Origin of the sequence: Corynebacterium sp. Marseille-P4611 (assembly GCF_916618765.1) — a bacterium.
Classification (GTDB): domain Bacteria; phylum Actinomycetota; class Actinomycetes; order Mycobacteriales; family Mycobacteriaceae; genus Corynebacterium; species Corynebacterium marquesiae.
In genome coordinates this window covers 53,155-77,192 of record NZ_CAKAKD010000001.1, presented here as the reverse complement: position 1 = coordinate 77,192, position 24,038 = coordinate 53,155, and the positions used below count along the sequence as shown (strand labels likewise).

Annotated in this window: 24 protein-coding genes; 16 read left to right on the top strand and 8 right to left on the bottom strand. The window is 60.8% G+C overall.

Annotated features, from left to right (window positions below; all coding sequences use genetic code 11):
* The 4 genes from LG376_RS00355 to LG376_RS00340 all read left to right on the top strand — a co-directional run bounded on the left by LG376_RS00355 (nt 1) and on the right by LG376_RS00340 (nt 5,187).
* Nucleotides 1–627: a ComF family protein gene (locus LG376_RS00355; protein WP_225745818.1), complete on the top strand. Its 627-nt coding sequence runs from the start codon at nt 1–3 to the stop codon at nt 625–627.
* A gap of 144 nt (nt 628–771) precedes the next feature.
* Nucleotides 772–1,416 (top strand): ribosome hibernation-promoting factor, HPF/YfiA family, encoded by a 645-nt coding sequence (gene hpf, locus LG376_RS00350; RefSeq protein WP_049378762.1) that lies wholly within the window; start codon nt 772–774, stop codon nt 1,414–1,416.
* Nucleotides 1,417–1,641: 225 nt separating this feature from the next.
* Complete coding sequence (gene secA, locus LG376_RS00345) at nt 1,642–4,227, top strand: preprotein translocase subunit SecA (protein ID WP_225745817.1); 2,586 nt, start codon at nt 1,642–1,644, stop codon at nt 4,225–4,227.
* Between the two features lie 141 nt (nt 4,228–4,368).
* On the top strand, nt 4,369–5,187 hold the full coding sequence (locus tag LG376_RS00340; RefSeq protein WP_225745816.1) for a hypothetical protein: 819 nt from the start codon (nt 4,369–4,371) through the stop codon (nt 5,185–5,187).
* Between the two features lie 22 nt (nt 5,188–5,209).
* Here the strand turns inward: LG376_RS00340 and LG376_RS00335 are convergent, their stop codons facing one another.
* Complete coding sequence (locus LG376_RS00335; protein WP_225745815.1) at nt 5,210–5,617, bottom strand: hypothetical protein; 408 nt, start codon at nt 5,615–5,617, stop codon at nt 5,210–5,212.
* Between the two features lie 152 nt (nt 5,618–5,769).
* On the opposite strand from LG376_RS00335, the gene LG376_RS00330 reads away from it, so the two are divergent.
* The 3 genes from LG376_RS00330 to LG376_RS00320 are packed head-to-tail and all read left to right on the top strand — an operon-like array spanning nt 5,770 to nt 6,961.
* The gene (locus LG376_RS00330) at nt 5,770–6,180 is read left to right on the top strand and encodes an HAD-IA family hydrolase (protein WP_225745814.1); all 411 of its coding nucleotides are present in this window, start codon (nt 5,770–5,772) and stop codon (nt 6,178–6,180) included.
* A 38-nt stretch (nt 6,181–6,218) separates the two neighbouring features.
* On the top strand, nt 6,219–6,695 hold the full coding sequence (locus tag LG376_RS00325) for a hypothetical protein (RefSeq protein WP_225747342.1): 477 nt from the start codon (nt 6,219–6,221) through the stop codon (nt 6,693–6,695).
* Nucleotides 6,696–6,712: 17 nt separating this feature from the next.
* The gene (locus LG376_RS00320; protein WP_225745813.1) at nt 6,713–6,961 is read left to right on the top strand and encodes a hypothetical protein; all 249 of its coding nucleotides are present in this window, start codon (nt 6,713–6,715) and stop codon (nt 6,959–6,961) included.
* Here LG376_RS00320 and rsgA read toward each other — a convergent pair.
* Complete coding sequence (gene rsgA / locus LG376_RS00315) at nt 6,958–7,983, bottom strand: ribosome small subunit-dependent GTPase A (protein ID WP_225745812.1); 1,026 nt, start codon at nt 7,981–7,983, stop codon at nt 6,958–6,960. The genes LG376_RS00320 and rsgA overlap by 4 nt on opposite strands.
* Nucleotides 7,976–9,277 (bottom strand): 3-phosphoshikimate 1-carboxyvinyltransferase, encoded by a 1,302-nt coding sequence (aroA, locus tag LG376_RS00310; RefSeq protein WP_225745811.1) that lies wholly within the window; start codon nt 9,275–9,277, stop codon nt 7,976–7,978. Before aroA ends, rsgA begins: the two co-directional genes overlap by 8 nt.
* Here aroA and LG376_RS00305 point away from each other — a divergent pair.
* On the top strand, nt 9,276–9,923 hold the full coding sequence (locus LG376_RS00305) for an SOS response-associated peptidase (protein ID WP_225745810.1): 648 nt from the start codon (nt 9,276–9,278) through the stop codon (nt 9,921–9,923). The genes aroA and LG376_RS00305 overlap by 2 nt on opposite strands.
* Here LG376_RS00305 and ybaK read toward each other — a convergent pair.
* Complete coding sequence (gene ybaK, locus LG376_RS00300) at nt 9,909–10,412, bottom strand: Cys-tRNA(Pro) deacylase (RefSeq protein ID WP_225745809.1); 504 nt, start codon at nt 10,410–10,412, stop codon at nt 9,909–9,911. The genes LG376_RS00305 and ybaK overlap by 15 nt on opposite strands.
* A gap of 37 nt (nt 10,413–10,449) precedes the next feature.
* Between ybaK and LG376_RS00295 the strand changes: the two genes are divergently transcribed.
* Both LG376_RS00295 and LG376_RS00290 read left to right on the top strand, forming a co-directional pair.
* A complete protein-coding gene (locus tag LG376_RS00295) occupies nt 10,450–11,052 on the top strand; it encodes a sigma-70 family RNA polymerase sigma factor (protein ID WP_200436091.1) in 603 nt (200 codons plus the stop codon).
* Entirely contained in the window at nt 11,052–11,324 is a 273-nt protein-coding gene (locus LG376_RS00290) for an anti-sigma factor (RefSeq protein WP_005326557.1), read from the top strand. The genes LG376_RS00295 and LG376_RS00290 overlap by 1 nt, the downstream gene beginning before the upstream one ends.
* A gap of 265 nt (nt 11,325–11,589) precedes the next feature.
* On the opposite strand, the gene LG376_RS12615 is transcribed toward LG376_RS00290, so the two are convergent.
* Nucleotides 11,590–11,664: a 50S ribosomal protein bL37 gene (locus LG376_RS12615; RefSeq protein WP_100067784.1), complete on the bottom strand. Its 75-nt coding sequence runs from the start codon at nt 11,662–11,664 to the stop codon at nt 11,590–11,592.
* An 83-nt stretch (nt 11,665–11,747) separates the two neighbouring features.
* Entirely contained in the window at nt 11,748–12,008 is a 261-nt protein-coding gene (locus LG376_RS00285) for a WhiB family transcriptional regulator (RefSeq protein WP_005322377.1), read from the bottom strand.
* A gap of 497 nt (nt 12,009–12,505) precedes the next feature.
* On the opposite strand from LG376_RS00285, the gene LG376_RS00280 reads away from it, so the two are divergent.
* Complete coding sequence (locus LG376_RS00280) at nt 12,506–12,994, top strand: hypothetical protein (RefSeq protein WP_225745807.1); 489 nt, start codon at nt 12,506–12,508, stop codon at nt 12,992–12,994.
* A 74-nt stretch (nt 12,995–13,068) separates the two neighbouring features.
* Here the strand turns inward: LG376_RS00280 and LG376_RS00275 are convergent, their stop codons facing one another.
* Both LG376_RS00275 and LG376_RS00270 read right to left on the bottom strand, forming a co-directional pair.
* Nucleotides 13,069–14,307 carry a hypothetical protein gene (locus LG376_RS00275; RefSeq protein WP_225745806.1) on the bottom strand — a complete coding sequence of 413 codons (1,239 nt, stop codon included), beginning with the start codon at nt 14,305–14,307 and terminating at the stop codon, nt 13,069–13,071.
* Nucleotides 14,304–15,629 carry a DEAD/DEAH box helicase gene (locus tag LG376_RS00270; protein ID WP_225745805.1) on the bottom strand — a complete coding sequence of 442 codons (1,326 nt, stop codon included), beginning with the start codon at nt 15,627–15,629 and terminating at the stop codon, nt 14,304–14,306. Before LG376_RS00270 ends, LG376_RS00275 begins: the two co-directional genes overlap by 4 nt.
* Before the next feature lie 71 nt (nt 15,630–15,700).
* Here LG376_RS00270 and LG376_RS00265 point away from each other — a divergent pair, with 71 nt between their 5' ends.
* The 5 genes from LG376_RS00265 to LG376_RS00245 all read left to right on the top strand — a co-directional run bounded on the left by LG376_RS00265 (nt 15,701) and on the right by LG376_RS00245 (nt 24,032).
* The gene (locus tag LG376_RS00265) at nt 15,701–15,925 is read left to right on the top strand and encodes a DUF3107 domain-containing protein (protein ID WP_005322370.1); all 225 of its coding nucleotides are present in this window, start codon (nt 15,701–15,703) and stop codon (nt 15,923–15,925) included.
* A 61-nt stretch (nt 15,926–15,986) separates the two neighbouring features.
* Entirely contained in the window at nt 15,987–16,925 is a 939-nt protein-coding gene (locus tag LG376_RS00260; RefSeq protein WP_225745804.1) for a DUF3152 domain-containing protein, read from the top strand.
* Nucleotides 16,926–16,934: 9 nt separating this feature from the next.
* Entirely contained in the window at nt 16,935–17,720 is a 786-nt protein-coding gene (locus tag LG376_RS00255) for a hypothetical protein (RefSeq protein ID WP_049378775.1), read from the top strand.
* Nucleotides 17,721–17,752: 32 nt separating this feature from the next.
* On the top strand, nt 17,753–20,860 hold the full coding sequence (locus LG376_RS00250; RefSeq protein WP_225747341.1) for an ATP-dependent DNA helicase: 3,108 nt from the start codon (nt 17,753–17,755) through the stop codon (nt 20,858–20,860).
* On the top strand, nt 20,853–24,032 hold the full coding sequence (locus LG376_RS00245; RefSeq protein ID WP_225745803.1) for an ATP-dependent helicase: 3,180 nt from the start codon (nt 20,853–20,855) through the stop codon (nt 24,030–24,032). The genes LG376_RS00250 and LG376_RS00245 overlap by 8 nt, the downstream gene beginning before the upstream one ends.
* Nucleotides 24,033–24,038: the final 6 nt, after the last annotated feature.

The following is a 24,038-nucleotide window of genomic DNA, read 5'->3' as shown; positions in this document are numbered from 1 at the left end:
ATGGGCTTGGGGGAGCTTATTTTTCCGCGTGCGTGCGCTGGGTGCGGCGCGCCGGGTGAGGTCTTGTGCCCACCGTGCCGCGATCACCTGCGGCAGCCGCCCTATATGGTGGCGCGGCCCCGGCCGCTGGGCGCGCCTGTCTATGCTCTCGGCCCCTATTCCGATATTCGCCGCCGCATCATCATTGGCATGAAGGAGCGTGGCAATCGGCCGGTGCGCGAGTATGTGGGGGCCGTCTTCGCGGCCGGGCTGGCTCATTTGAGCGCCCGCGGCGATATCCCGCGCGAGTTCACCCTCGTTCCCGCGCCTACTCGGCCGCGTTCGGCGCGGGCACGCGGGGGAGATCCGGTGTCCGCTGTGTGTCACACCGCGGCGCAGCACCAGCGCGTGGGCGTGTGCGCGGCGCTTACTATGGGCCAGTCCACCGCGGACCAGTCCGAGCTCAACGCGCAGGATAGGTGGGCCAACCTGCAGGGCCGAGTCCGCGTGCGCGTGCCTATTGCTCGGGCGCCTGCGCTGCTTGCCGACGACGTCATTACCACCGGCGCCACCCTTGCCGCCAGCATCGCCGCCCTGCAGGCCACGGGTGTAGAAGTCTGCGGGGCATTGGTCTTTGCGGATGCCTAGATAGGGGTGGTGCCCACCCTCGAGGTAGGGGAGTCGCCAAAAAATTTCCCGCAAAGGTCATAACCAGTGCTATCATGAGGAGTGTCACAGAGAGATAGTTACTGTGATTGATTCTAGTCCCCACTACTCAAGGGAGGCATCTCAATGTCCCAGCCAAACAAAGCTCAGGTAACGATTACGGGCCGCAACGTCGAGGTTCCCGAACACTTCCAAGAGCGAGTTAATGACAAGCTGGCCAAGATTGAACGCCTTGACCCCACCCTGACCTTCTTCCATGTGGAGCTACAGCACGAACCCAATCCGCGCCGTGACTCCGAAGCGGAGCGCATTCAGATCACCGCTACGGGCAAGGGGCACATTGCCCGCGCTGAAGCCAAGGAAGATTCCTTCTACGCAGCGCTCGAAACCGCCTTGGGCAAGATGGAGCGCTCCCTGCGCAAGGTGAAGGTGCGCCGCGAAAACGTCAAGAGCGGTCACCGCGCGCAGAAGGGCACCGGCGAGATTGCCGCTGAGATGGTGGCCCAGGCTGAAGCGGAGCGCGCAAAGGAAGAGCGCTACGTTGACCCCTATGCTGAGACTGTAGAGGACGTTCGCCCCGGCCAGATCGTGCGTACCAAGGAACACCCGGCTACCCCGATGAGCGTGGATGATGCCTTGAGTGAGATGGAGCTGGTGGGCCACGACTTCTTCCTTTTTATCAATGAGGAGAACAATAAGCCGTCCGTGGTTTATCGCCGCCACGCCTACGACTACGGCATTATCTCCCTATCGGAAGACGCTGAAGCTTAAAGGAGCTTATACTTCTCTTAGCTAACGACCCTGCTGCGTGTATGCAGTGGGGTCGAATTTGTGGTTAGGGGAGGGGGCGTCGGCAAGCAGGTGCCGGGGCTTATACAGGCTGAACGGAGGCTGCGCGCCCGCCCTATGTGCTAGGCGGGAGATGCTTTGTGAAAGCGAGTGAGTACAATAGCGACGAGTTAACTTTATTGTCGCGACTAGAAGGACTAACTAACCGTGTTTGGACTTTCCAAGCTGCTGCGCGCGGGCGAGGGCCGTACGGTCAAGCGCCTGGGCAAAATGGCAGACGATGTAATTGCCCTTGAGGATAAGTACGCGGAGCTTTCGGACGACGAACTTAAGGCAAAGACCGACGAGTTTAAGACTCGCCTGCGAGACGGCGAAGAGATGAATGACATCTTGCTCGAGGCTTTCGCCACCGTCCGCGAGGCTGCCTGGCGCGTCCTCGATCAGAAGCACTACCGCGTGCAGATCATGGGCGGTGCGGCCCTGCACTTCGGCAACGTCGCCGAGATGCGCACCGGTGAGGGCAAGACCCTGACCTCGCTGCTGCCGGCCTACCTCAATGCCCTTGATGGCAAGGGTGTCCACATCGTCACTGTTAACGATTACTTGGCAAAGCGCGACGCCGAGATGATGGGCCGTGTCCACCGCTGGCTTGGCCTGTCCGTCGGCGTCATTCTGTCCGAGATGCGCCCACCAGAGCGCAAGGCTGCCTACGATTGCGACATTACCTACGGCACCAATAATGAGCTCGGTTTTGACTACCTGCGCGATAACATGGTCCGCTCCCTCAACGATGTGGTACAGCGTGGTCACAACTTCTGCATCGTGGACGAGGTTGACTCGATTCTTATCGATGAAGCCCGTACCCCGCTCATCATCTCCGGCCCGGTAGATGGTTCCTCCCAGTTCTATAGCGTCTTCGCCCAGCTGGCCCCGCGCATGCGCGAGGGTATCCACTACGAGGTGGACCACAAGAAGCGCACCATCGGCGTGCTGGAAGAGGGCGTGGAATACGTCGAGGATCAGCTCGGTATCGATAACCTCTACGCCCCCGAGCACTCCCAGCTGGTGTCCTACCTGAACAACGCCCTGAAGGCCAAGGAGCTGTTCACCCGCGACAAGGACTACATCGTTCGCAATGGCGAAGTCATGATCGTGGACGGTTTCACCGGCCGCGTGTTGGCCGGACGCCGCTACAACGAGGGCATGCACCAGGCCATTGAGGCCAAGGAGCAGGTGGAGATCAAGAACGAGAACCAGACTCTGGCTACCGTTACCCTGCAGAACTACTTCCGTCTGTACGAGAAGATCTCCGGAATGACCGGTACGGCAGAAACCGAGGCTGCCGAGCTGCACTCCATCTATGGCCTGGATGTGGTGCCGATTCCTACCAATAAGCCGAATCAGCGTGCCGATCACTCTGACCGCATCTACAAGACGCAGGAAGCTAAGTTTGCTGCCGTAGTGGACGATATTGCCGAGCACGTCGAGTCCGGCCAGCCAGTTCTGGTCGGTACCACCTCCGTGGAGCGCTCCGAGTACCTGTCCCAGCTGCTGTCTAAGCGCGGCGTTAAGCACAACGTGCTTAACGCTAAGCACCACGAGGAAGAGGGCCAGATCATCGCCCGTGCGGGCCGCCCCGGCACCGTCACCGTGGCTACCAATATGGCCGGCCGTGGTACCGATATCGTGCTCGGTGGCAACCCTGAGGTCATCCTCGATGAGAAGCTGCGCGAGCGCGGCCTCGATCCATTCGAGGATGAAGAGAAGTACCAGGAGGCCTGGGAAGCAGAAATCGATTCCGAGAGGGAGCGCTCCAAGAAGCTGGGTGACCAGGTACGCGAGGCCGGTGGCCTCTACGTGCTGGGTACTGAGCGTCACGAGTCCCGCCGCATTGATAACCAGCTGCGTGGTCGTACCGGCCGCCAGGGTGACCCGGGTGAGACCCGCTTCTACCTGTCCATGCGCGATGAGCTGATGGTGCGCTTCGTGGGCCAGTCCATGGAAAACATGATGAACCGCCTCAATGTTCCGGACGATGTCCCCATCGAGGCCAAGATGGTTTCCAACTCCATCAAGGGCGCCCAGGCGCAGGTGGAGAACCAGAACTTTGAGATGCGTAAAAACGTCCTTAAGTACGACGAGGTGCTCAACGAGCAGCGCAAGGTGGTCTACGCTACCCGTCACGACATCCTTGATGCCGGCGATATTCAGGACAATATTCGCGGCATGATTGATGACACCGTGTCCGCTTATGTCGCCGGTGCTACTTCCACCGGCTACGTCGAGGACTGGGATCTAGACGCACTGTGGAATGCGCTGGATTCCCTCTACGGCCCCACCATTTCCCATGAGGAGCTGGTGGAAGGCTCCGAGTATGGTTCCCCAGGCGAGCTTTCTGCCGAGCAGCTTCGCGACGCCCTGGTGCAGGACGCCAATAATGAGTACGACAAGCTCGAAGAATCTGTAACCGCTATTGGCGGCGAGCAGCAGATGCGAAATACCGAGCGCATGGTCATTCTGCCGATTATTGACCAGAAGTGGCGCGAGCACCTCTATGAGATGGACTACCTCAAGGAGGGCATTGGCCTGCGTGCGATGGCGCAGCGCGATCCGCTGGTGGAGTACCAGAAGGAGGGCGGCGAGATGTTCAACGCCATGAACGATGGCGTGAAGGAAGAGACCGTCCGCCAGCTGTTTATGCTGCGCAAGCAGTTCAAGCAGCAGGAAGAGGAGCAGGCCGGCGAATCCGCTGCTACCGCTTCCGGCACCGGTGAGGGCACCGTAGAAGCCTAGGCTTCGGCGTCCTTCTTCCCAACCCCGCCCCGCCCCCGCTTGTGATAGTGGGAGCGGGGCGGGTTTCTTCTCAGGAAAGAATGAGTAGAATATAAGGAACCTGTCCATCCTGCTTATTTCCTGTGAGGAACTCCACTGACGATGCGCCGCCGCTCTTTGCGTCTCGGTATTACGACGCTCCTGTCTGCCACCTTGCTCGGTGGCGCCACGCCGGCCGTGGCCTATGAGGCGCAGCGTGATTCTGCCACCTCGTTGCGCATCATTTTGGATTCGGGCGAAAAAATTGAGCAGGATAACGCAGCTGCGGCCATCCTGGCCATTGCTACCCAGCGCAAGGAAGCATTGGTGGCCGATGGAATTTTGTCCCAGGATAAGGCGGACGCCGCCTTCGAGTACTACTTTGGCAAAGCCCGGCTCAATACCGCGCGCACCGATGGCAATATCTATTCCACGCCGCTGGACTTCCCGTGGGAGCCAGAGGAGCGGACGCAATCCCTAGACGGCAAGCAGTACACCGAAGCGGCCGTACTGGACTACCTCGATATGCTGGGCGCCAATTACGCCCAGGCGGTAATTCGCGCCGAGCTGGGTGAGTTTACCAAGGAAGTGCCGCAGGCCCCCTCCGGCAAAGCGGCGCCCTCTCCGCGTGCCCAGCTGCCGACCATCGGGGATACAGGCTCCGCCTTCCCATATGAGTTTCCGGCCTATGCGGCGGCGCTGCGCGATATTGTCACCATCACCAAGCAGGTCAATGCACCCCTAGAGTGGGCCGCCGCGTCGCACCATACTGCAGGATCCGTGCCCGCGGATGCGACGGCGAACGAGCATTCCGGTCTATCCGCCTTTGAAGGCGGCCTCCTAGCCACCGGTTTAGCGGCGCTGACCAGCGCCGCCGGATTCGGATGGTCCGCGCTCGATTGGTCCGACATCCTTTCTCACCTGGGCCAGTTCTTTTCCTAGGCGCCAAGCCCTGCCCGCAGGGCTAAAGCAAGCGGAATGACGTTAAACCGGTGGGGCTCGCCGAGCCAGTAAATGCATGCTGCTGTTGGCCTATGTAGGCGGAGCCAAAGTACTCGCCATTGGGCCGCGCGTGCAGGCTGGTCAATTGCAGTTTGTCCGTGGCGTAGGGGCTTGTGCGCCGGCGGACCCACGAGCCAATGTGTAGACGGATGGCATCCGAATAGCGCGCGGAATTGAGGTGGGCTAGCGGGCGATAACCGGCGGCTACCTCGAGCGCGAAGACTACCCAGCCTTGGATGCGGTGTTGGGCGGCGACTTCCGCGGACGTCGGCAAGCGGCCATAGCGCACGCGGTGGGGCGCAATGAAGAGTTTGAGGTGCGAGTAGCCGGGGATGGGCTCGTACATGGTGGGGAAGTAGTGCTCCTGCATAAGGGCAGGAGGCGGACGCGTGATAATTGTCTCATGCGCGCCCCAAGCCCGCCATTTCTGAGGGTTTCCTGAAAGGGGTAGGCGCGAATGCGCGCGCGGTTCGCTATACTCTCGGGGAGTTAAAGAGAATCGTAACCAAAGGATTTAAGTACATGCGTGGTCTAATTGTTGACTATGTCGGCGTCCTTGATGGCACCGAAGAAGACAACCGCCGCTGGAAGGCGCTGCTGGCCGCCGCCAAGGCAAATGGCGCAGCAACCGCCATCCTGTCCAATGACCCAGGCGGACCAGGCGCGGAGCACATCCGCGAGTGGGAGTACCGCGGCAACGTCGACGCAGTCGTCCTCTCCGGCGAGGTGGGAGCGGAAAAGCCTGAGACCGCTGCTTTCCAGGCGGCCGCTGATGCCCTAGAGCTGCCGCTCAATGACTGCGTCATGATCGATGATTCCATCCTCAACGTGCGCGCCGCTGTGGAATCCGGCATGGTGGGCTTTTTGTACACCAGCTTTGATCGCGTCTCTGTAGAAATCCAGGCAGTCTTCGATATTGAAGGTGAATTTTAGTGGCTAAAGCCCGCGTTTATATCCCCGCGACCTACGCCATGCTGGCGGAACTGGAAGAAACCGGCTCCCTGTCCGCACGCTCCGGCTGGGGCTTTATGGTGACCCCTGCGCTGCAGGAGTTCTATACCGAGGGCGATGAAGAAGAAATCGCCTACTCAGCATTCCTCGAGGCCTCTATGGCCTCCATGCGCCTTTTGGCCATTGGCGATGAAGAGAAGTTCCCGCACCGCCGCGTGGTTATCTCAGTAGACTTGGATGATTCTGTCCTCACCCCGCGCCCGGATATGGGCGAGCCGGTGGTAGAGCTCAAGCCCGCGCAGTTCAGCAAGGATGACCTAGCGGCCATCCACGTGGATATTGCAGAGTCCGAGGACACCACAGCGAAGGCCATCGAGGCTATCGATACCGCAGACCTTGGCGATGAGGATGCGGAGCTGGCTGTAGGCGATGCACTGGATAAATTCATGGCCTTTTATCACCCCACCGAGCTGCCGTTCCTGGTAGAACTGCTCTAAATACTCAAGGAGACGATATGACTCAGCGGTTCAAGAACATCGCTGCGGCCACCGTTACCGCCGGCGCAGCCCTCAGTGCCGCGCCGGCAGCCCTGGCAGATACCACCCCAGCTGCGGATGCGGCTGCCGACGCCGTGCCCACCACTCCGTGGCTAGCACTGCTAGAGACCTCGTCCCAGGGCACCTGGGGCCAGATCCTCGATGTGGTCTTTGGCATCATTGATGTCCTGCTCGGCTTTATTGCCGATACCGGCTTCCACCTCTAATTTTCCCAGTCCACGTTGGTGCGCAGGGCCTCGAGTAGGCCGCGCACCGCGTCGCGCCGCCGCGCACTGGCGGTATCAGGGGGGATAAGTGCAGGGTCATCGAGGCCGCATTCTGGATCCGCAGGCGGGCCCATATGCGTACAACCGCGGGGGCAGTCCTCGATGGTTGCGGCAAGGTCTTCAAAGACGCCAAGCACGTCATCGGCATCCACGTGTGCGAGGCCAAAGGAACGAATGCCTGGGGTATCGATAATCCAGCCGCCGGTGAATGCATCCTCGGCGGGGAGGGGGAGCGCCACCGATTGGGTGGAGGTGTGCCTGCCTTTGCCGACGCCCGATACTTCCCCTGTCTCCCTATCCGCATCCGGTACCAGTCGGTTGACCAGGGTGGATTTACCCACGCCGGAATGTCCGATGAGCGCGGTGACGTGGCCGTCGATGTGGTCGCGCACCGCCTCAAGTCCGTCTTCGACGCCGGCTTCCACCACCGTGACATTAAGATCGGCGAACTCGGCCGCAAAGGGGGCAGGATCCGTGAGATCGGTTTTGGTCAGGCACAGGATGGGGTGGATATTGCCCACAAACGCAGCGATGAGGGCGCGCTCGACAAACCCAGAGCGCGGCGGCGGATCGGCCACGGCGGTGACGATGAGCATCTGGTCCGCATTCGCCACCACGATGCGCTCATAAGGGTCGGTATCATCGGCCGTGCGCCGGAGGACCGAGGTGCGCTCTTCCAGCTTCACAATGCGCGCTAGGGTGTCCTTCTTGCCGGAGGTATCGCCCACCACGCCCACGCGGTCGCCCACCTCGATGGCAGTGCGGCCCAGCTCACGGGCGCGCATGGCGGTAACCCGGGGTCCATCATCCAGCGCGACGCCCCAGCGCCCACGGTCTTTGGTTATGACCATGCCGAACTTGGCATTTTTGTGCTTGGGGCGGTCCTTAGTGCGCGGCCGCGAGCCCTTGCCGGGGCGCACGCGCACGTCGGATTCATCGAAAGAACCGAAACGCCTAGCCATTGCTCTCCTGTTGCTCGGGGTCCACCATCGTCTCCCACATGCGGTCGAAGCCAGGCAGAGTCTTCGCGGTGGTGGAAATGTCTTCTACCTCTACGCCCGGTACCCGCAGACCGATAATCGCGCCCGCGGTGGCCATGCGGTGATCCGCGTAGCACGGCCACTCGCCGCCGTGGAGAGGGGCGGGGTCGATGTGCAGGCCGTCGGCAAGCTCGGTGACCTTGCCGCCGAGGGCGTTGATATTATGCGCCAGCGCCTTCAAACGGTCGGTCTCGTGCCCGCGCAGGTGCGCAATGCCGGTCAGAGTAGAGGGGGTGTCCGCCAGGGCGCACAACGCCGCGACGGTGGGGGTGAGCTCGCCAATATCGCCCATATTGCGCTCGATGCCCTGCAGCGCGCCGTCTTTGGAGCCCTTGGCAGTGACAAAGCCCGGCTCTTGGGTGACCGTGACGCCCATATCCACCAAAATATGGCGGATGGCGTCGCCCGGCTGGGTGGTATTGGCAGGCCAGCGCTTAATGGTTACCCGGCCGCCGGTGACGGCAGCGGCGGCAAGGAAGGGCGTGGCATTGGAGAGATCTGGCTCGATTGCCCATTCCCGCCCGGCAATCGGACCGGGGTGCACGGTCCAGGTATTCTCGCTGGAATCTACGCGTACGCCGGCTTGGCGCAGCATGCCTACGGTCATCTCCACGTGCGGCATGGAAGGCAGGGGACCGCCCTCGTGGGTGACGGTGATGCCTTGTGCAAAGCGCGCACCGGCCAGCAGGAGTCCGGAGACGAACTGCGAGGAGCCAGAGGCGTCGATAGTAACCTCGCCGCCTTCCGGCACTCCATGCGAGCGGACGGTAAAGGGCAGGCTATCGCCGTCCACCTCGACGCCGAGCTGGCGCAGTGCATCCAGGGTGGTGGACATGGGGCGGGCGTAGGCTTGCTCGTCGCCGTCGACAAGCACGGCGCCGTCCGCCAGGGCCGCAACCGGCGGGATAAAGCGCATGACCGTGCCGGCTAAGCCGCAGTCCACCGTGGCGCCCTTAAGCGGGCCGGGGGTGACGTGGATATCCTCGCCTTCGTGCTCGAAGCGCACGCCCATAGATTCCAGGGCCTTTTCCATCAGCTGCGAATCGCGGGAGACCAGCGGCGCGCGCAGGGTAGAGGGGCCATCGGCCAACGCCGCCAGAATGAAAGCGCGGTTGGTAATAGACTTCGAGCCCGGCACGTGCTGGGCCCACGTAATGGGGCCTGCCGCTTGCGGGGCGGACCAAGGTTGAGACATATCGTCCATAATAGAGGGCATGTGCGGAAGATTCGTTCTTTTTACCGAGTCCCTTCTCGATGAAGTGGGCGCGCTGCCCGGAGTTACTGAGGTCCACGCCCCACAAGGCACCCCAGGCCCGCGCTACAATATCGCACCCACCCAGCCGGTGGCGATAGTGCGCGTGCACGAAAGCCTCGCCCAAGTCGACCCTGCGCGGTGGGCACTGCTGCCGCACTGGAAGAAGGACCTGGACGGCCCGCCGCTGTTTAACGCCCGGGCGGAGACCGTGGCCAGCAAACCCTCCTTCCGGCATGCCTTTAAGGGGCAGCGCTGCCTTATCCCCATGGACGGCTACTACGAATGGAACCAGGAAGCAGGTGGCAAGCAGCCCTATTACGTTCGCGCGGAAGAGGGCCTGTTGTGGGCGGCGGGCCTATGGGACACCGGCCTGGACCGCCTGTCCGCCACGATTGTCACCACTGCGGCGACGGAAGAAATGGAGTGGCTGCACCACCGCCTGCCACGCTTCTTGGCGCCCGATGAAATGCGTACCTGGCTGGAGGGTAGCCCCGAGGAAGCCGCTGAGCTGCTCTTGCCGACGCCCCTGCGCGGCTTCCACACCCATCCCGCCGACAAGGCTGTGGGCAGCGTATCCAACGATTATCCGGAGCTACTCGGCGAGTAGATCGGCAAAGCTAGCAGAGCACAGCTCTGCGAGGCTCTCCGCACTGAGCTCGATATCGAGCCCGCGGCGCCCGCCGGAAATAAAGACAGTATCGAAAAGGACGGCGGTTTCCTCAATGACCGTGGGCAGCGGGTTTTTCTGGCCCAGCGGGGAAATGCCGCCGGGAATGTATCCGGATGACTTGGATGCGTCATGCGGATCCGCCATGGCGGCTTTAGAAACGCCGTGGGCGGCCGCGGCCTTCTTGAGGCTCAGGTGGTGGGTGGTAGGGATAACGCAGACTGCCAGCTTGCGCTTTGGTCCCTTGCCCGCAGTTAAATCGATGACCAGGGTTTTGAGCACGCGATCCGGCTCTACCTCTAGGGCAGCCGCGGCGTGATCACCGAAGTGATCCTTGCCCGCCTCAAAGGTATACACGTGGTGGTCTACGCCGGCATCTTCCACTACTTGGAGCGCTGGGGTAGCTGCATGCGGGGACTTTTTAGACATGCCTGGGATTCTAACGCTACGCGTTAGGATAGAAATTGTGGCTAAAGAAACAATCAGCGAAAAGGAGCTGCAGCGCCGCTTCGAAGCGGAAGCGCTGCCCCTGCTAGACCAGCTCTACGGCGGTGCCCTGCGCATGACGCGCAACCCGCAAGATGCTGAGGATCTCGTGCAGGAGACCTACCTCAAGGCCTATAAGTCCTTTCATTCCTTCAAGCAAGGTACAAACCTTAAGGCTTGGCTGTATCGCATCATGACCAATAACTACATCAACTCCTACCGCAAGGCGAAGCGCCGCCCCACGGAGTCCTCGGCCGATGACTTGAGCGATTTTCAGCTCTATACCACTGCTGGGCACGATTCCACTGGCCTGGAATCCGCCGAGGTATCAGCGCTTAAAGACATGCCGGACGCCACCATTTCAGAGGCCATGAATGACTTGCCAGACGACTACCGGATGGTGGTGTACTACGCGGATGTAGAAGGCTTGGCGTATAAGGAAATTGCAGAAATCATGGATACTCCGCTGGGTACGGTGATGTCCCGATTGCACCGGGGAAGAAAATTGCTCCGGAAAGCGTTGAAAGACGTGGCACGAGAACAAGGCATTGGATTAGAACACCCAGACATGGAGGAGAAGTAATGGACCGCGCAACGGAACACAACTGTGGTGCGTGTAGCTCCCCAGAGGTACAGGCCCTCCTGTGCGAGCTTCTCGATGAATCAACCACCTATGCCCGCGCACTCGCCATCCGCGAGCACATCGCCCAGTGCGATTTCTGCCAACAGCGCCTCGAGAGCGAGGAGATTATCCGCTCCCTGGTGCGCAACTGCTGTAATGGCCAGGCCAAGGCGCCGCAGGCGCTGCGCCGCCGCATTTCGGTAGAGATCACCCGCATCGACACGGCGTGGTAGGCACTGTTGCTCACCCGCTGTGGTGGGGTCTGGTCTCATGATCTTCCAACTCTTTGCTTGGGTCCATACTGATCGGGCCGAATTGAGGGCGGAAGGGCCGAATTGAGACCCTAATGCGTTCAATTCGGCCGATCACATTGGACTTAAGGCACGGAGAGGTCAAGCGGGGAGCTAGGAGACGACATCGATGTGCGTCTGACATAGCAAAAGCCCGGTTCCACGGTCGAAGTGACCGAGGGAACCGGGCTTTGAGTAATGCTGTGCGTTATGCGCCAGGACGCTTGCCGTGATTAGCGGACTTCTTGCGGCGATCCTTGCGCTTGCGACCACGCTTGCTCATTGCGCACTCCTTCGTTGAGGGTATCTGAACTTTATTCAACTGTAGCGGCTAAGGGCGCCGAAACGAAAATTGGGGGCTGCTTATTAAGCGGAAACGCGAGCGCGGCCACGGCCGCGGTTGCGGCGGCGCTTGAGGGCGCGGCGCTCTTCTTCAGACAGGCCGCCCCAGACGCCGGCGTCCAGGCCGGATTCCAGTGCCCACTTCAGGCAGGAAGAGGCAACAGGGCAGCGGTTGCAGACCAGCTTGGCCTTAGCGATTTGGGTAAGTGCGGGACCAGAATTGCCTACTGGGAAGAACAGCTCGGGGTCTTCGTCGCGGCAAACAGCTTCGTGGCGCCAATCCATGATTGATATCTCCTAACAAAAATTCGACAGCAGTAAGCACAAGCGCTTTTCACGAAAATGAAAAGCAACCAATGCCAGGGTGGGTGGTTGTGTGAACTGGTCTGCGTGCAGTGGGGCCCGGTCTCGAGGTCGGGCCAGCGTCGTCGCCGCCAATGGTTCACATTGTGGTTGCTTGAAGTTTCCTTCAAGTTAAGAAGAGGTTTACGTCCTCTTTCTTTTTGCTACCCCAGAATCATGACATGTTTACTCAGACTCCGCTAGGGGTAGAGGCAAAATTGTGGCTAACCTCACTTGAATGAAACTGGTGTGGGGGTCATTTGAGTCCATGATCGAGTTGAAAGAAGCCTGTGAGAAACTCGCTGAACTGGAGTATTGTCCAAAAATCCTTGAGTGTGGTGACTGAAGAGGCGTCAAATCTACCCAGCTAACCTCTGCCCCCGCGAAACCTGAGTGGCGCACAAGGAAATGGCGTTGACCGGTGAGTAGACTGTGGGTTTGTGTCTAAGCAGAAGAAAAAGCAGGTAAACAAAAAGCAAAGTGTGACCTCGGCGCAGCCGGCGCGTGAGGAGAAGGCCCAGCAGGGCGCGCCACAGCCGGTCCTTGTGGCCGCAGCGCTCGCCGTGGTTCAGTCCATCGCCGTCATCTGCTTCGGTATCTTCCTGATTGTGCGCGAGGCGACCGGCGCAGAAAATGAATCCATGGTGTCGGACTCGGGCTCCGGAAGCTTTGTAGGGCTGGGCACCGCACTATTTATCTTTATTGTCTTTGGCTTTGTCATCGTCGGTGCTTGGGCCATGGTCAAGGGAAAGCGCTGGGGTAGGGGGGCCATTATCCTGGTGGAGCTCATCTTGGCAGCGAGCTCCTTCCAGATGTTCAGCGGCGGATCGCCGCTACTTGGTGCGGTGACCTTGGCGAGCGCCGCAGTAGTCATCTTCCTGCTGATGTTCGTCCGCGCTTCCACGGAGTGGGCGGCAGCTAACTTCTAAATTCGCTGCCACGCGCACAAGGGCCGCGCCTCGGGAAAACCGGAAGGCGCGGCCCTTTATGTGTTGCAGGGATATTAATCGGCGCTTAGGCCCACGACCTGATCGCCGCGGGTTTCCACGATGGTGTCTCCCGCCAAGGTAAGGTAGACGGGGCCGTGGTAGCTGCCGCGATCAACCGGGATGGTTCGCAGGGTTTTGCCGGTGGACCAATCCATGACAGCAATGCCTGCTTCGGTAGGTACCAACATGTGCTCGGCGACGGCGATGGGGGTGCCGATGGCATCGTCCACCACGTGATCCACTGCGAGGTCGCTCGGTTTAAAAAGGTAGAGGCGGGAGCCATCAAACCACGTCATATGGTGCGGCAGGTCCGCGGTTGCCGGGGCGAACGGGGAGGCGCCCGCGTCTATGTCTGGAGAGGGCTCTGCCGAAGTAGAGTCCAGCTTTTCGCCCTTATCGTTATAGGACTCGATCGTGGGGTGCGGGCCTGGGCGGTAGACGGCGGCGGCCTTTTGCCCCACGGCGATAAGGCGGGCGCCGTCGGTGGCTATGTCCACATCGGCGGCGATATCGGGCTCACGGGAATCATCAGGGGTGGTGTCCTGGAAGCGCAGCCAGGTGGTACCCGGCTTATCGGGGCAGGACTCGGTCAGTGCCAAATTCTCGGTACGGGTGAGGGCGGAGCTAATGGTGCAGTCCTCATGCGGTTGCTTGTCCGGCTCCTGTTTTGCCTCCACGTCACCGTATTCCACGGTGCGCACCAAATCGGAGCGCCACAGATCAATGCGGTCGGTAGAGACCGTTCCTACCCGGTCATTAGAGGAAACGGGTACTACCTCTTCCGAGTTGACGGCGCTGCGGGTGCTGTCATACTCGCCAGTTGCGGCCTTAATCGCCACGGTATCCCCGCAGCCCACGCCGGTTTTATAGGACGCCACGATTTTGCCCCACGCAGTAGACAGCGAGCACAGATCCGCGTCCGTGCGCTCATAAGTCCAAGCCTCGGAGCCGTCCGGGTTGGTGGCGGTGAGCGTGTGATCGGCGTGCGTGATGGTCAGGCCGTGTGCCGAAACCGCCCGGTATTGGCCGGGTACTGGTTCGTTGGGGAGGCTGAAGGACTCGTGGAGGGCCTCGGGGACGTCGGCAAGCGCGGGTGCATCCTTATCCCCAGGAACGGCCGCTTGGCTGAGATGCGCTTGATTAATATTGGCGGTAATAGCCGCCCCGCCGACCGCGATGGCGCAGACCACGACAATAATGCCGGTAGCCTTCCAATCGGCGGGGGACGAGCGCAAAATGGGAGCTTTAGTCATCGGCGGCCTCCTCGCCTGCGCCGGGAGCTGCCGCGGCGCGCGGTGGTACGGGTGGGGGATTTCTCGCGGACAGGCACCTGGCCCACGACCTTGGTCTCAGGGCCGACAGTTTCCTCTACATCCGCGGGGATGTCTAGAGCCTGGGCCAGCTCCGGGGACGTGGAGAACCACTGCGGCGGATTCGGCTCACCCAAATCCAGCTCATCATTAATTACCTGCCATTTGCCCAGCTCATCATAGCCCACCATGGTGATAGCGGTGCCCGTATGGCCGGCGCGCCCCGTGCGGCCAATGCGATGGACAAAGGTCATCGGATCATCCGGAACCTGATAGTTGATGACGTGGGTGACATCATCAACGTCGATGCCGCGGGCGGCAATATCGGTGGCGACCAAGATATCCACCTGGCCGGTGCGGAAGGCATGGAGCGACTTCTCGCGCGACTTTTGCCCCAGATCGCCGTGGACCGCGCCCACGTGGAAGCCGCGTCGGGCAAGGTCATCGGCCAACTGGGCGGCCGCGCGCTTGGTGCGAGCGAAGATGATGGTGCGCCCGCGGCCGGAGGCCTGCAGGGCGTGGGCAACGACGGCAACCTTATCCATGCGGTGAGCTTGGAAGGTGACCTTGCGAGTGGAGGAATGGGTGAAATCCTGCTCGCCGGATTCGGCGCGGATATGGATGGGTTTTTCCATAAACCGGCGGGCGAGCGTCAAAATTGCGCCCGGCATCGTGGCGGAAAAGAGCATGGTTTGGTGGGCATTGCCATCGAGTGCCTTGAGGATAGCCTCCACCGAGGGCAAAAAGCCCAGATCCAGCATCTCGTCGGCCTCATCGAGCACCAAGATAGCCACGCGATCTAGCTGCAGTTCGCCGCGTTCGTGGAGATCGATCAATCGGCCAGGCGTGCCAATGATGACATCTACGCCCTTGTTGAGCTTTTTGATCTGTTCCTCGTAGGGACGGCCGCCGTAAATGGAAGCTAAGCGCACGGGCAGGTGGGCGGCAGCCACCTGCAAGTCCTCGGTGACCTGCTGGGCAAGCTCGCGGGTAGGGACCACCACGAGGGCGCGCGGGGTGCCATCGAGCTCGTCGATATCGGCGTCATCAAAGACGCGGTCCAAAAGCGGCACGCCAAAGCCATAGGTCTTGCCCATGCCAGTGCGCGCTTGGCCAATCAAGTCCTGGCCAGATAGCGCGATGGGCAGGGTTAATTCCTGGATTGCAAAAGTACGCGTGATGCCACGAGTGGCGAGACCATCGCAGATTTCGGCCGCAACGCCGAGTTCCGCGAAGCTCGGTGGCTGGGATTTTATGTCAGACACACCTTGATAGTAGCCGGGATGGTTATAGTGGGGCCATTGACAATAAAACTCTAGTTAGAGGAGGAATCTTCATGGATATCAAGTTTGGCTTCGCGGATACCGCTCGCGAGCTGGTCATTAGCGCTGCAGGTGACCAAGCCGAGCTGACGCAGAAGATCAACAGTGCCCTGGCGGATAACTCCACCCTGGAATTGGAAGATGACAAGGGCCGCAAGTACCTCGTGCGCACTGACCGCGTGGTCTACGTCGAGGTCGGCATTGCAAAGAAGCACGCCGTGGGATTCGCCGGCGCCTAAGGCGAGCGCATAGGGCTGCTGATTCAGCTTTTTTAAATACAAACGGGTAACCTAAGGCCCCATGGAAAAAAGGGAGAATCGCCACGCTCACCGGAGCCAGGGCCATGCGCCGGACCACCCCAATGCGGTGGTCCGGTTTGCGCGTCAATATGGCTGGTGGCGCGTGGTGGCTATCCCCCTCATGATCGCGTTGACCATTTGGTTCATCGTCGATATCGCCACCGCCTCTTCCTCTGAAGAAAAGGCGGAAGCCACTAGCGAGGCTGCCCCAACGAGCACGGAGAAGATGGGCCCTGATCCTGCCGATGCTGCAGCGGTCAAGCGGGAAATCAGCGAGATGCCGCCCGGTGGCTCCTATACCAAGCAGGGCAAGGGCACCTTCCACGAGGTAGGCGAGCCTGGCGCCGTTACCGGTAAGGGCGGCGAGCAAAAGGTGCGCTATTCCATCGAGATAGAAGATGGCCTTAACACCGCACCGTATGGAGGCGATGAGTCTTTTGCCGCCATGGTGGAGGCCACCTTGTCTGACCCGCGCGGCTGGACCGCGCATAAGGACTTTGAGTTCGAGCACGTGGCCGCTGATGCGGAACCGGATACCCGCATCCAGCTGACTTCGCTCGGCACCGCCGCAGAGCGCTGTGGCGAGAAGATTGAAACGGAAACCTCCTGCCACACCACCATTACGGGCGAGTCCACCACCATTATCAACGAGGCCCGCTGGGTGCGCGGCGCCACGCCTTTTGAAGGCGATTTGGGCAATTATCGCCAGTACGTCATCAACCATGAGTTGGGTCATGCCATTGGCTATGCGGCCCACCAGCCGTGTGGCGGCCAGGGCAAGCTAGCGCCGATCATGATGCAGCAGACCTTGGACCTTAACAACAAAGAATTGCACGATCGCAAGCCCAGCGAGGTCTATCCTGATGAGGATGTGACCTGCTCACCAAACCCGTGGCCTTATCCGAATCCGGATAATAAGGATCCCCACCAACCCGAATAGGAGTTAAGGATGCCGCTTCCCCCAGAGCATGTTTTAAGCGCCTTCCACGCGGAAACCGGTGCCACTGGTACCCGCCGCGTGCAGGGCGATCAATTGGGCCCGGTGTGGGATAACGGCATCAAGGTGGGCGACGTGGTCTATTCCCAGGCCGGTCCGTTTGCCGCCTGGTCCGCTAAGGTGCGCGAGCGCCTCAGCGTGCAGGGGGCCCGCGTTTCCCGGCCGGTACTGTCTAGCGATGGTCGGCACACGGCCGCAGGGTGGAAGGCTACCCAGTTTATTCCGGGCCAAGTACGCGGGCGAATTGATGAAACCGCACAGATGGCGTTGCGCCTCGACGCGGCTATAGCCGAGGTACCCCTTCCCAACGGGCAGCGTAGCGATGCCTTCGCTCGCGCAGAGCGCGCCGCCTGGGAGGAAACGGGCGAGGCTTATCGCCCAGCCCTGCTTGCCGACGTCCCCCTTATCCCCGCCCACACCGCTCTTCTCACCACTACGGTTTACCACGGCTCCAACCCGCCGGGCATTGTGGACATTGTGCCGAGCGAGTCCCCGCGCCCAGCCGGCTGGACGGCCGCTTTGGTTATTGTGGATGGGCTCATTGGCCAAGCAGTCGATGATGGGATCTGTCAGCGCTTTAGTCATGTACCCGGTATGCCGGAATTGCTGTTGCGCGCTGTGTCGTATCGCCGTCATGTCAATGACCTGCACTCCGCGTCGCGTTCAAACACGCGTTCGCACATTGAGCGGGTGGAGCAGCATCTGGTGTCGCGGGCATCTGCCATACTGGAGCGGTGAGTTACGACCCCCATTCCACCGCGCGTGCGGGAGTGGTCCTTCCACCGTCCCCGCAGGTGCGCCTCGTTCCCCGTACCCAGTCCGCCACGACCCGCAGTTGGCCTGTTGACCTGCCAGAATCCGGTACCTGGAAGGTAACCGGTGCCGCCGGCACCGGTGTGTCCAGCTTCCTTATCGATACCGTCATTCATGCCTTGGATAAAGCCCGGCAGACCGGCGCGGATCCCTCCGGCATCCTGGTTATCGCTCCCTCGAAGGAATCCGGCGCCCGGCTGCGCCGCGAGCTCTCTGAGCGGCTCGAGGATTACGCCGCACAGACCTCCATGGTGCGTTCCGTACACTCTCTAGCATTCGCGTTGCTGCGCACAGCAGCCGAGGAGGAGCTCCGACTTATTACCGGTGCGGAGCAGGACGCCGTCATCCGCGAGCTGCTCACTGGCCAAGCAGAAGACGGGCATGGCTCGTGGCCCGCGGAGATGCGGCCCGCACTGGAATATGTGGGCTTCGCCCGGCAGCTGCGCGATTTCCTTTTGCGCTCCATTGAACGCGGCCTGGGCCCGGGCGACCTAGAGCGCCTCGGGGCCGAGCACGGCCGCCCCATGTGGTCCGCGGCGGGTGAATTCCTGCGCGAGTACGAACGCGTGCAGCTCCTTTCCCGCGCCCATTCCTATTCCGCTGCGGAATTGGTTACCGCGGTTCTTCAGCGCCCCCAGCTACTGCGCGAGCACCCCTTCCACACCATCATTGTCGATGATGCGCAATTGCTTGACCCCACTGCGGGCAAGCTCATTCGCGAAATGGACCCGCAGGCGGATCTCGTGGTGGTAGGCGGCGATGCCGATCAATCCGTCTTTGCCTTCCGTGGTGCTAGCTCGCGTTTCCTGCGGGACTTCCCAGCTGAACACGACATCGAGCTCACCGAGCCTCACCGCACACCCTCACCGGCGTGCATCTCCATTGTGGATTCGGACGGCAGGTTGCGTGACGTCGTAGCCAATACCGTGCGGCGCCGTCACTTAGAAGACGGCGTCCCCTGGCGCGATATCGCCGTCATCGTTCGTTCAACCGGTGATATTGGGCAGATGCGCCGCACTCTTTTGGCCGCCGGCGTGCCCGTGCACATTAGCCCTACCGACGTCGTCTTAGCCGAACAGCGTTTGGTTTCCGCCGTGCTGCTCGCCCTGCGTGCCTTGGAGGAAGACCTATCAAACTCGGAGTTGGAAGAATTACTCACCGGCCCCGTGGGTGGCGCCGATCCCGTCACCCTGCGCCGCCTTATCCGCGGTCTGCGCCGCTGGGATTCCACCACCCGGGGCATCGATAGCCTTCGCGGTCTTCTCTATGGCGAGCTTCCAGATTTTAATGGGCAACTTACTGAGCGCGAATACTCCATTCTGGAGCGTGTACGCGCGGTTCTAAGCGCCGGCCGGGACGCACTCGCCTCCGGGGCCTCGGTGGAGGAGGTCCTCTGGGCTGTGTGGAGCGCAACCGAGCTCGATAACCGCCTGCAGGCTTCGGCGCTGCGCGGTGGTGCGACCGGCTCGCAGGCCGACCGCGACTTGGATGCAATGATGGCGCTTTTTGACGCCGCAGGTGACTACGTCGAGCGCCGCCCTGATTCCTCGCTGCGCGCCTTCCTGACGCATATCACCGAACAGGAACTTCCCACCGGTGTGCGTGACCGCCGCACCGCTATTCCGCAGGCAGTAGAGATCCTGACTGCACACGGCGCCGTGGGCCGCGAATGGGATACCGTCATCGTGGCCGGCGCGCAGGAAGGAAGCTGGCCTTCGCTAGGGGAGACCGGCTCCATCTTTGGTCAAGAAGATCTCATCGATCTCCTCGACCACGATATTGATCCCGATACCCCCGTCAGCCACGTTGCCTCCCGTTTGGCAGAGGAGCGTCGACTCTTCCATGTCGCTACCACGCGCCACCGACAGCGCCTGCTCATTGCCGCTGTGGAAAACCCGGAAGGTGATACGGTCTCTGAACCTTCGCGCTTCATTAGCGAATTCGCTGGCCGTGGTGTGGACGTGCCTGGCCAGGCTGGGCGTCGGCAAGCAAAGCGGGCGCTGCGTCGCACCCAGCTCCCGCGCGAACTGGGCCTCGATGTGCCCGAACCCGCACCCGTGTCATTGCGCGACGGGCTCGAGGTGGATCCCCTCGATGTGGCGGTGCTGTCCGTGCCGGCCTTTGTCGCACAATTGCGCCGCGTAGTTACCAATCCGGAATCCGGTGAGGTTGAGCGCAAACAAGCAGCGCGCCAACTCGCTCGGCTAGCGGCAGCCGATATCCCTGGCGCCCACCCGGAGCAGTGGTGGTCTGCGCGCTCCGTTGCAGCTGAACTGCCGCTGCATACCAGCGGCAGTTTGTCACCCTCCCGGGTGGAAGCATTACTCAACTGCCCGCTCAAGGCCGTGCTAGGAAATGTGGCCGAGGACCCAAGCACCGAGGAGCACCTGCTCCGCGGTACTTTTGCGCACGCCTTCTTTGAAGCCATTGGCCGCGGGATGGATGCGGAAAAGGCCAAGCTATTGGTGATGGAGGCTTTCGAGCGCATTCAGGACGTACCGCAGTGGCAATTGCGTTTTAAGCTCGATGAGTTTTCCACCCTGTTGGACCGCGCCCGGGAATGGGCGCGCCAATCCGAGGTCAATCAAGAGCTTGCCGGTGTGGAAATCCCCGTAGGCGTACGCGTCAGCGAGGAGGTGCGCATTGGCGGCTATATGGACCGTCTGCTTCGCGATGGAGAGGGAAATTACTTGGTGGTGGACCTCAAGACGGGTAGAAGCACGCCAGCTAAGAAAGAGGGCGAGGACCATGTGCAGCTGATGACCTATCAGCTCGCGCTTGCCCATGGCGCATTTGACGGCCACCAGGTTCACGACGGCGAAGGCATGCCGCGCCAGGGCGGTGTGCTGGTGTATCCGGGTGCGACCACCAAAAAGATTGGTGAGATTTGGCAAAGCGATAAATCGCCGGAGGCCCTGGAAGAATTCGCCGCACTTCTGCCCCCGCTGGTCGAAGAGATGCGCGGGCCGCGCATCACTGCGCGCACCAATAAAGAATGCGATAAGTGCCCAATTCGCTCCATCTGCCCCGTGCAGGAAGAAGGAAGGATGACTACCGATGCCTAAGAGCAATTTTTCCCCACAGCAGATCGCTGCAGCCTTGGGCAAGGACTTTCCGCCTACCGAGGAACAAGCCCATGTCATCGAAGGCCCCTTTAGCCCCAAACTCGTGGTTGCCGGCGCTGGTGCCGGAAAGACAGAAACCATGGCCTCGCGCGTGGTGTATCTGGTGGCCAATGGCTATGTGCGCCCGGAGCAGGTTCTCGGCCTGACCTTCACCCGTAAGGCCGCGCAACAGCTGGAGCAGCGCATCCGGCGGCAGCTGATTAAATTGCGCGATTCCGGCCTCATCCCGCCAGGCGGCGAGGTGGCAGAAGCGCTAGAAAACATCGCGCCGAAGGTAGCCACCTATGACTCCTACGCGGGAGAACTCGTCCGTGAATACGGACTCTTGGTTCCGGTAGAGCCCACCGCACGCATCATCACCGAGGCCGAGCGCTATTCCTTGGCCTACGATGTGGTGCGCAATTACACCGGCCAGCTGGAGGATGATCGCGCCCTAGCCACGATTACCGAGACCCTGCTGAAATTCAGCCAAGACATCGATAATGGGCTCAAGGACACGAGTCACATCGCCGAGCATGCTCGCGATTTTCGGGCGGACATCGATAACCTCGATAAATCTCAAAAAAATGGCCCCGAATACTCAAAGACGCTGCTGGACTATATCCAAACACAAGAGCGCCGCGTGCAGTACGTGCCGCTTTTGGAGGCGCTGAAAAAAGAACAATCCGAGCGACAAGTCATCACCTTTGGCGAGCAAATGGCCGTCGCCGCCCGCGTAGCGCGCGACCATCCTGTGGTGGGCAAGCAACAATCCCAGCGCTATAAGGTCGTCATGCTAGACGAGTACCAAGACACCTCCTATGCCCAGCGCGTGCTTCTACGAAGCCTGTTCGGAGGGGAGCAAAAGGATCTTTCTGTGACGGCCGTGGGTGATCCAATGCAGGCTATCTACGGGTGGCGTGGTGCGACCTCTGAAAACCTCACTGCCTTCGTGGAGGACTTCCCGGTCGCGCCGGGCACACCCGCTCCGAAGGACCAGTTGACCACCTCTTGGCGCAACCCCTCTGGTGCGCTGGACTTGGCTAACTCAGTGGCGGAGGGCGTATTCGAAGGCGTTGAACGTCCCGTGGACGAGCTGTCTGCCGCCCCGCATAAGGGCGAAGGCGACATCCAGTTGGCGTACTTCGACAGCGAAGTTCGTGAGCGTGAATTCGTTGCCGAGTACCTGAAAGAGCAGTGGGAAAAGCGCGAGGGAGATACCTTCAGCGCGGCTGTTTTGGTGCGTAAAAATAGGCACTCCGCCCCCATCGCTGCGGCGCTAGACAAAGCGGGCGTACCCAATGAAATCATTGGTCTCGGTGGCCTGCTGTGGCAGCCAGAAATCCAGGACCTCGTAGCTATTGCCACCATGCTCGTGCGTCCAGAAGACTTGCCTGCGGCAGTGCGGGTGTTGGCAGGGCCCATCTGTGGCCTGGGAATTAGTGATATTCAAGCGCTTGCTTCCCGCCAACGAAACCTGGCCGGCGCGAGGGAGGAGCGCTTGCGCTGGGAGCCGGGGATGGACCCGGAAGACTACCTGCGTGCGCAGTTGGAAGATGTCACCGCTGAGGAGCCGGATCAGCGAGTCGGCCTTGCCGACGCCTTGGCCGATCTAGGTGAGAGAGACCGCTATACCCCGCAAGGCCTGGCCCGTATGGAAGAGATTTCTGCCAAACTGCGACACCTGCGCACCTATTCTCTTTCCAAACCGCTGGTGGATATCTTCGCCGATATTGAAGCATTGTTTAATATCCGCACCGAAGTCCTTGCGCGTGGAAGCGCAGGGGGCGCGACACATCTGGATAAATTTGCCGATATCGTCGCGGGCTTCCACGGTGATTCTTTGTATGCGCTCTTGGATTACTTTGCGTTAGCGCTCGAAAAGGAAGATGGCCTAGACCTTGGCGAGGTTCCCGCGGCCACTGACCGCGTGCAGATTATGACCGCGCACAAGGCCAAGGGCTTGGAATGGGAACACGTCTGCGTGGTGCATGCGGATTCGTCTAGCTATAGCGCACAAGCAGAGACCTTCCTGTCCAGGATCGATAAGGTCCCGGGAGACGATGACTATATTGAGGTCCCGGAGGATGCCCAAAAGCGCTCGCATTTCCAAAACGCGTGCGAGGAGTTTAAGAAAGCAGATAGCGCCATCAAGGCGGAAGAATCGGCGCGCCTTTTTTATGTGGCGCTGACGCGTACCGAATCTACCCTGACCGTTACCGGCTCGGGCACCAATAACGCCAATGGAAAGAACAAGAAGGTTCCCTATGAATACCTAGAGCGCCTGAAAGAGCAATTCCCGCAGTACGTGGTGGAGTGGTCCGTCCCCGACGAGCCTTCCGAGGATGATTTTGGGGAGAGCGCACAATTCCCAGCGCTTGAGGTTAGCCCAGAGGCAGTCGCCGGTGCGGACCTAGTCCTTGCAGCAATGGAGGAACTCCCAGATTTGAGCCGGGGTGAAACCTTTGAGTTATGGGAGCAGGAAGCTGGCGCTCTCATTGAGGAGTATAAGGCCCTGCAACAGCCGGTGGTAGACGTTGAGCTACCCAGCGAGCTGACCGCCTCTGACATGGTTGCGCTGCGGGCAGACCCGCTTCAGTTTGCCCGCAGGCAGCGCCGCCCCGTGCCGTTTAAGCCGAATTCCTATGCCAAGCGCGGTACCGCTTTCCACGCGTGGCTGGAGGACCGCTTCGGCAGCCCGGCGCTATTGGGCGAGGAAGAACTTCCGGGAATCGATGAGACGGAGGACTTCGATTTGGAAGAGCTCAAGCAGGCCTTCCTGAAATCCGAGTGGGCCGAGCGTCAACCGGAGCACGTGGAGGCGCCTTTTGAAATCACTATTGGTGAGTCCGTGGTGCGCGGGCGCATGGATGCGGTATTCCGCTTGGAGGATGGCACCTGGATGGTGGTGGACTGGAAGACCGGCCGCCCACCTCAGGGAGAAGCCATGGATGCTGCCAAGATACAGCTAGCGGTGTATGCAGAGGCCTGGCGCCGCATCCACGGCGGGGAAAAGATTCGTGCCGCATTTTATTATGTGCACGATGGCTATACCTTCGAGCCTGTCCGCCTGCCGCGTGGGGAAGAGCTGAAGAAACTCCTTGAATCGTCAGTTGAGCACCACAAGGGCTAAGGTATG

What these genes read in the sequence shown, in the direction of transcription:
- LG376_RS00355 (WP_225745818.1), top strand. Translation starts at nt 1, where the DNA reads ATGGGCTTGGGGGAGCTTATTTTTCCGCGTGCGTGCGCTGGGTGCGGC.
- hpf (WP_049378762.1), top strand. Translation starts at nt 772, where the DNA reads ATGTCCCAGCCAAACAAAGCTCAGGTAACGATTACGGGCCGCAACGTC.
- LG376_RS00340 (WP_225745816.1), top strand. Translation starts at nt 4,369, where the DNA reads ATGCGCCGCCGCTCTTTGCGTCTCGGTATTACGACGCTCCTGTCTGCC.
- LG376_RS00335 (WP_225745815.1), bottom strand. Translation starts at nt 5,617, where the DNA reads ATGCAGGAGCACTACTTCCCCACCATGTACGAGCCCATCCCCGGCTAC.
- LG376_RS00330 (WP_225745814.1), top strand. Translation starts at nt 5,770, where the DNA reads ATGCGTGGTCTAATTGTTGACTATGTCGGCGTCCTTGATGGCACCGAA.
- LG376_RS00325 (WP_225747342.1), top strand. Translation starts at nt 6,219, where the DNA reads ATGCTGGCGGAACTGGAAGAAACCGGCTCCCTGTCCGCACGCTCCGGC.
- LG376_RS00320 (WP_225745813.1), top strand. Translation starts at nt 6,713, where the DNA reads ATGACTCAGCGGTTCAAGAACATCGCTGCGGCCACCGTTACCGCCGGC.
- rsgA (WP_225745812.1), bottom strand. Translation starts at nt 7,983, where the DNA reads ATGGCTAGGCGTTTCGGTTCTTTCGATGAATCCGACGTGCGCGTGCGC.
- LG376_RS00305 (WP_225745810.1), top strand. Translation starts at nt 9,276, where the DNA reads ATGTGCGGAAGATTCGTTCTTTTTACCGAGTCCCTTCTCGATGAAGTG.
- aroA (WP_225745811.1), bottom strand. Translation starts at nt 9,277, where the DNA reads ATGCCCTCTATTATGGACGATATGTCTCAACCTTGGTCCGCCCCGCAA.
- ybaK (WP_225745809.1), bottom strand. Translation starts at nt 10,412, where the DNA reads ATGTCTAAAAAGTCCCCGCATGCAGCTACCCCAGCGCTCCAAGTAGTG.
- LG376_RS00290 (WP_005326557.1), top strand. Translation starts at nt 11,052, where the DNA reads ATGGACCGCGCAACGGAACACAACTGTGGTGCGTGTAGCTCCCCAGAG.
- LG376_RS00285 (WP_005322377.1), bottom strand. Translation starts at nt 12,008, where the DNA reads ATGGATTGGCGCCACGAAGCTGTTTGCCGCGACGAAGACCCCGAGCTG.
- LG376_RS00275 (WP_225745806.1), bottom strand. Translation starts at nt 14,307, where the DNA reads ATGACTAAAGCTCCCATTTTGCGCTCGTCCCCCGCCGATTGGAAGGCT.
- LG376_RS00265 (WP_005322370.1), top strand. Translation starts at nt 15,701, where the DNA reads ATGGATATCAAGTTTGGCTTCGCGGATACCGCTCGCGAGCTGGTCATT.
- LG376_RS00260 (WP_225745804.1), top strand. Translation starts at nt 15,987, where the DNA reads ATGGAAAAAAGGGAGAATCGCCACGCTCACCGGAGCCAGGGCCATGCG.
- LG376_RS00255 (WP_049378775.1), top strand. Translation starts at nt 16,935, where the DNA reads ATGCCGCTTCCCCCAGAGCATGTTTTAAGCGCCTTCCACGCGGAAACC.
- LG376_RS00245 (WP_225745803.1), top strand. Translation starts at nt 20,853, where the DNA reads ATGCCTAAGAGCAATTTTTCCCCACAGCAGATCGCTGCAGCCTTGGGC.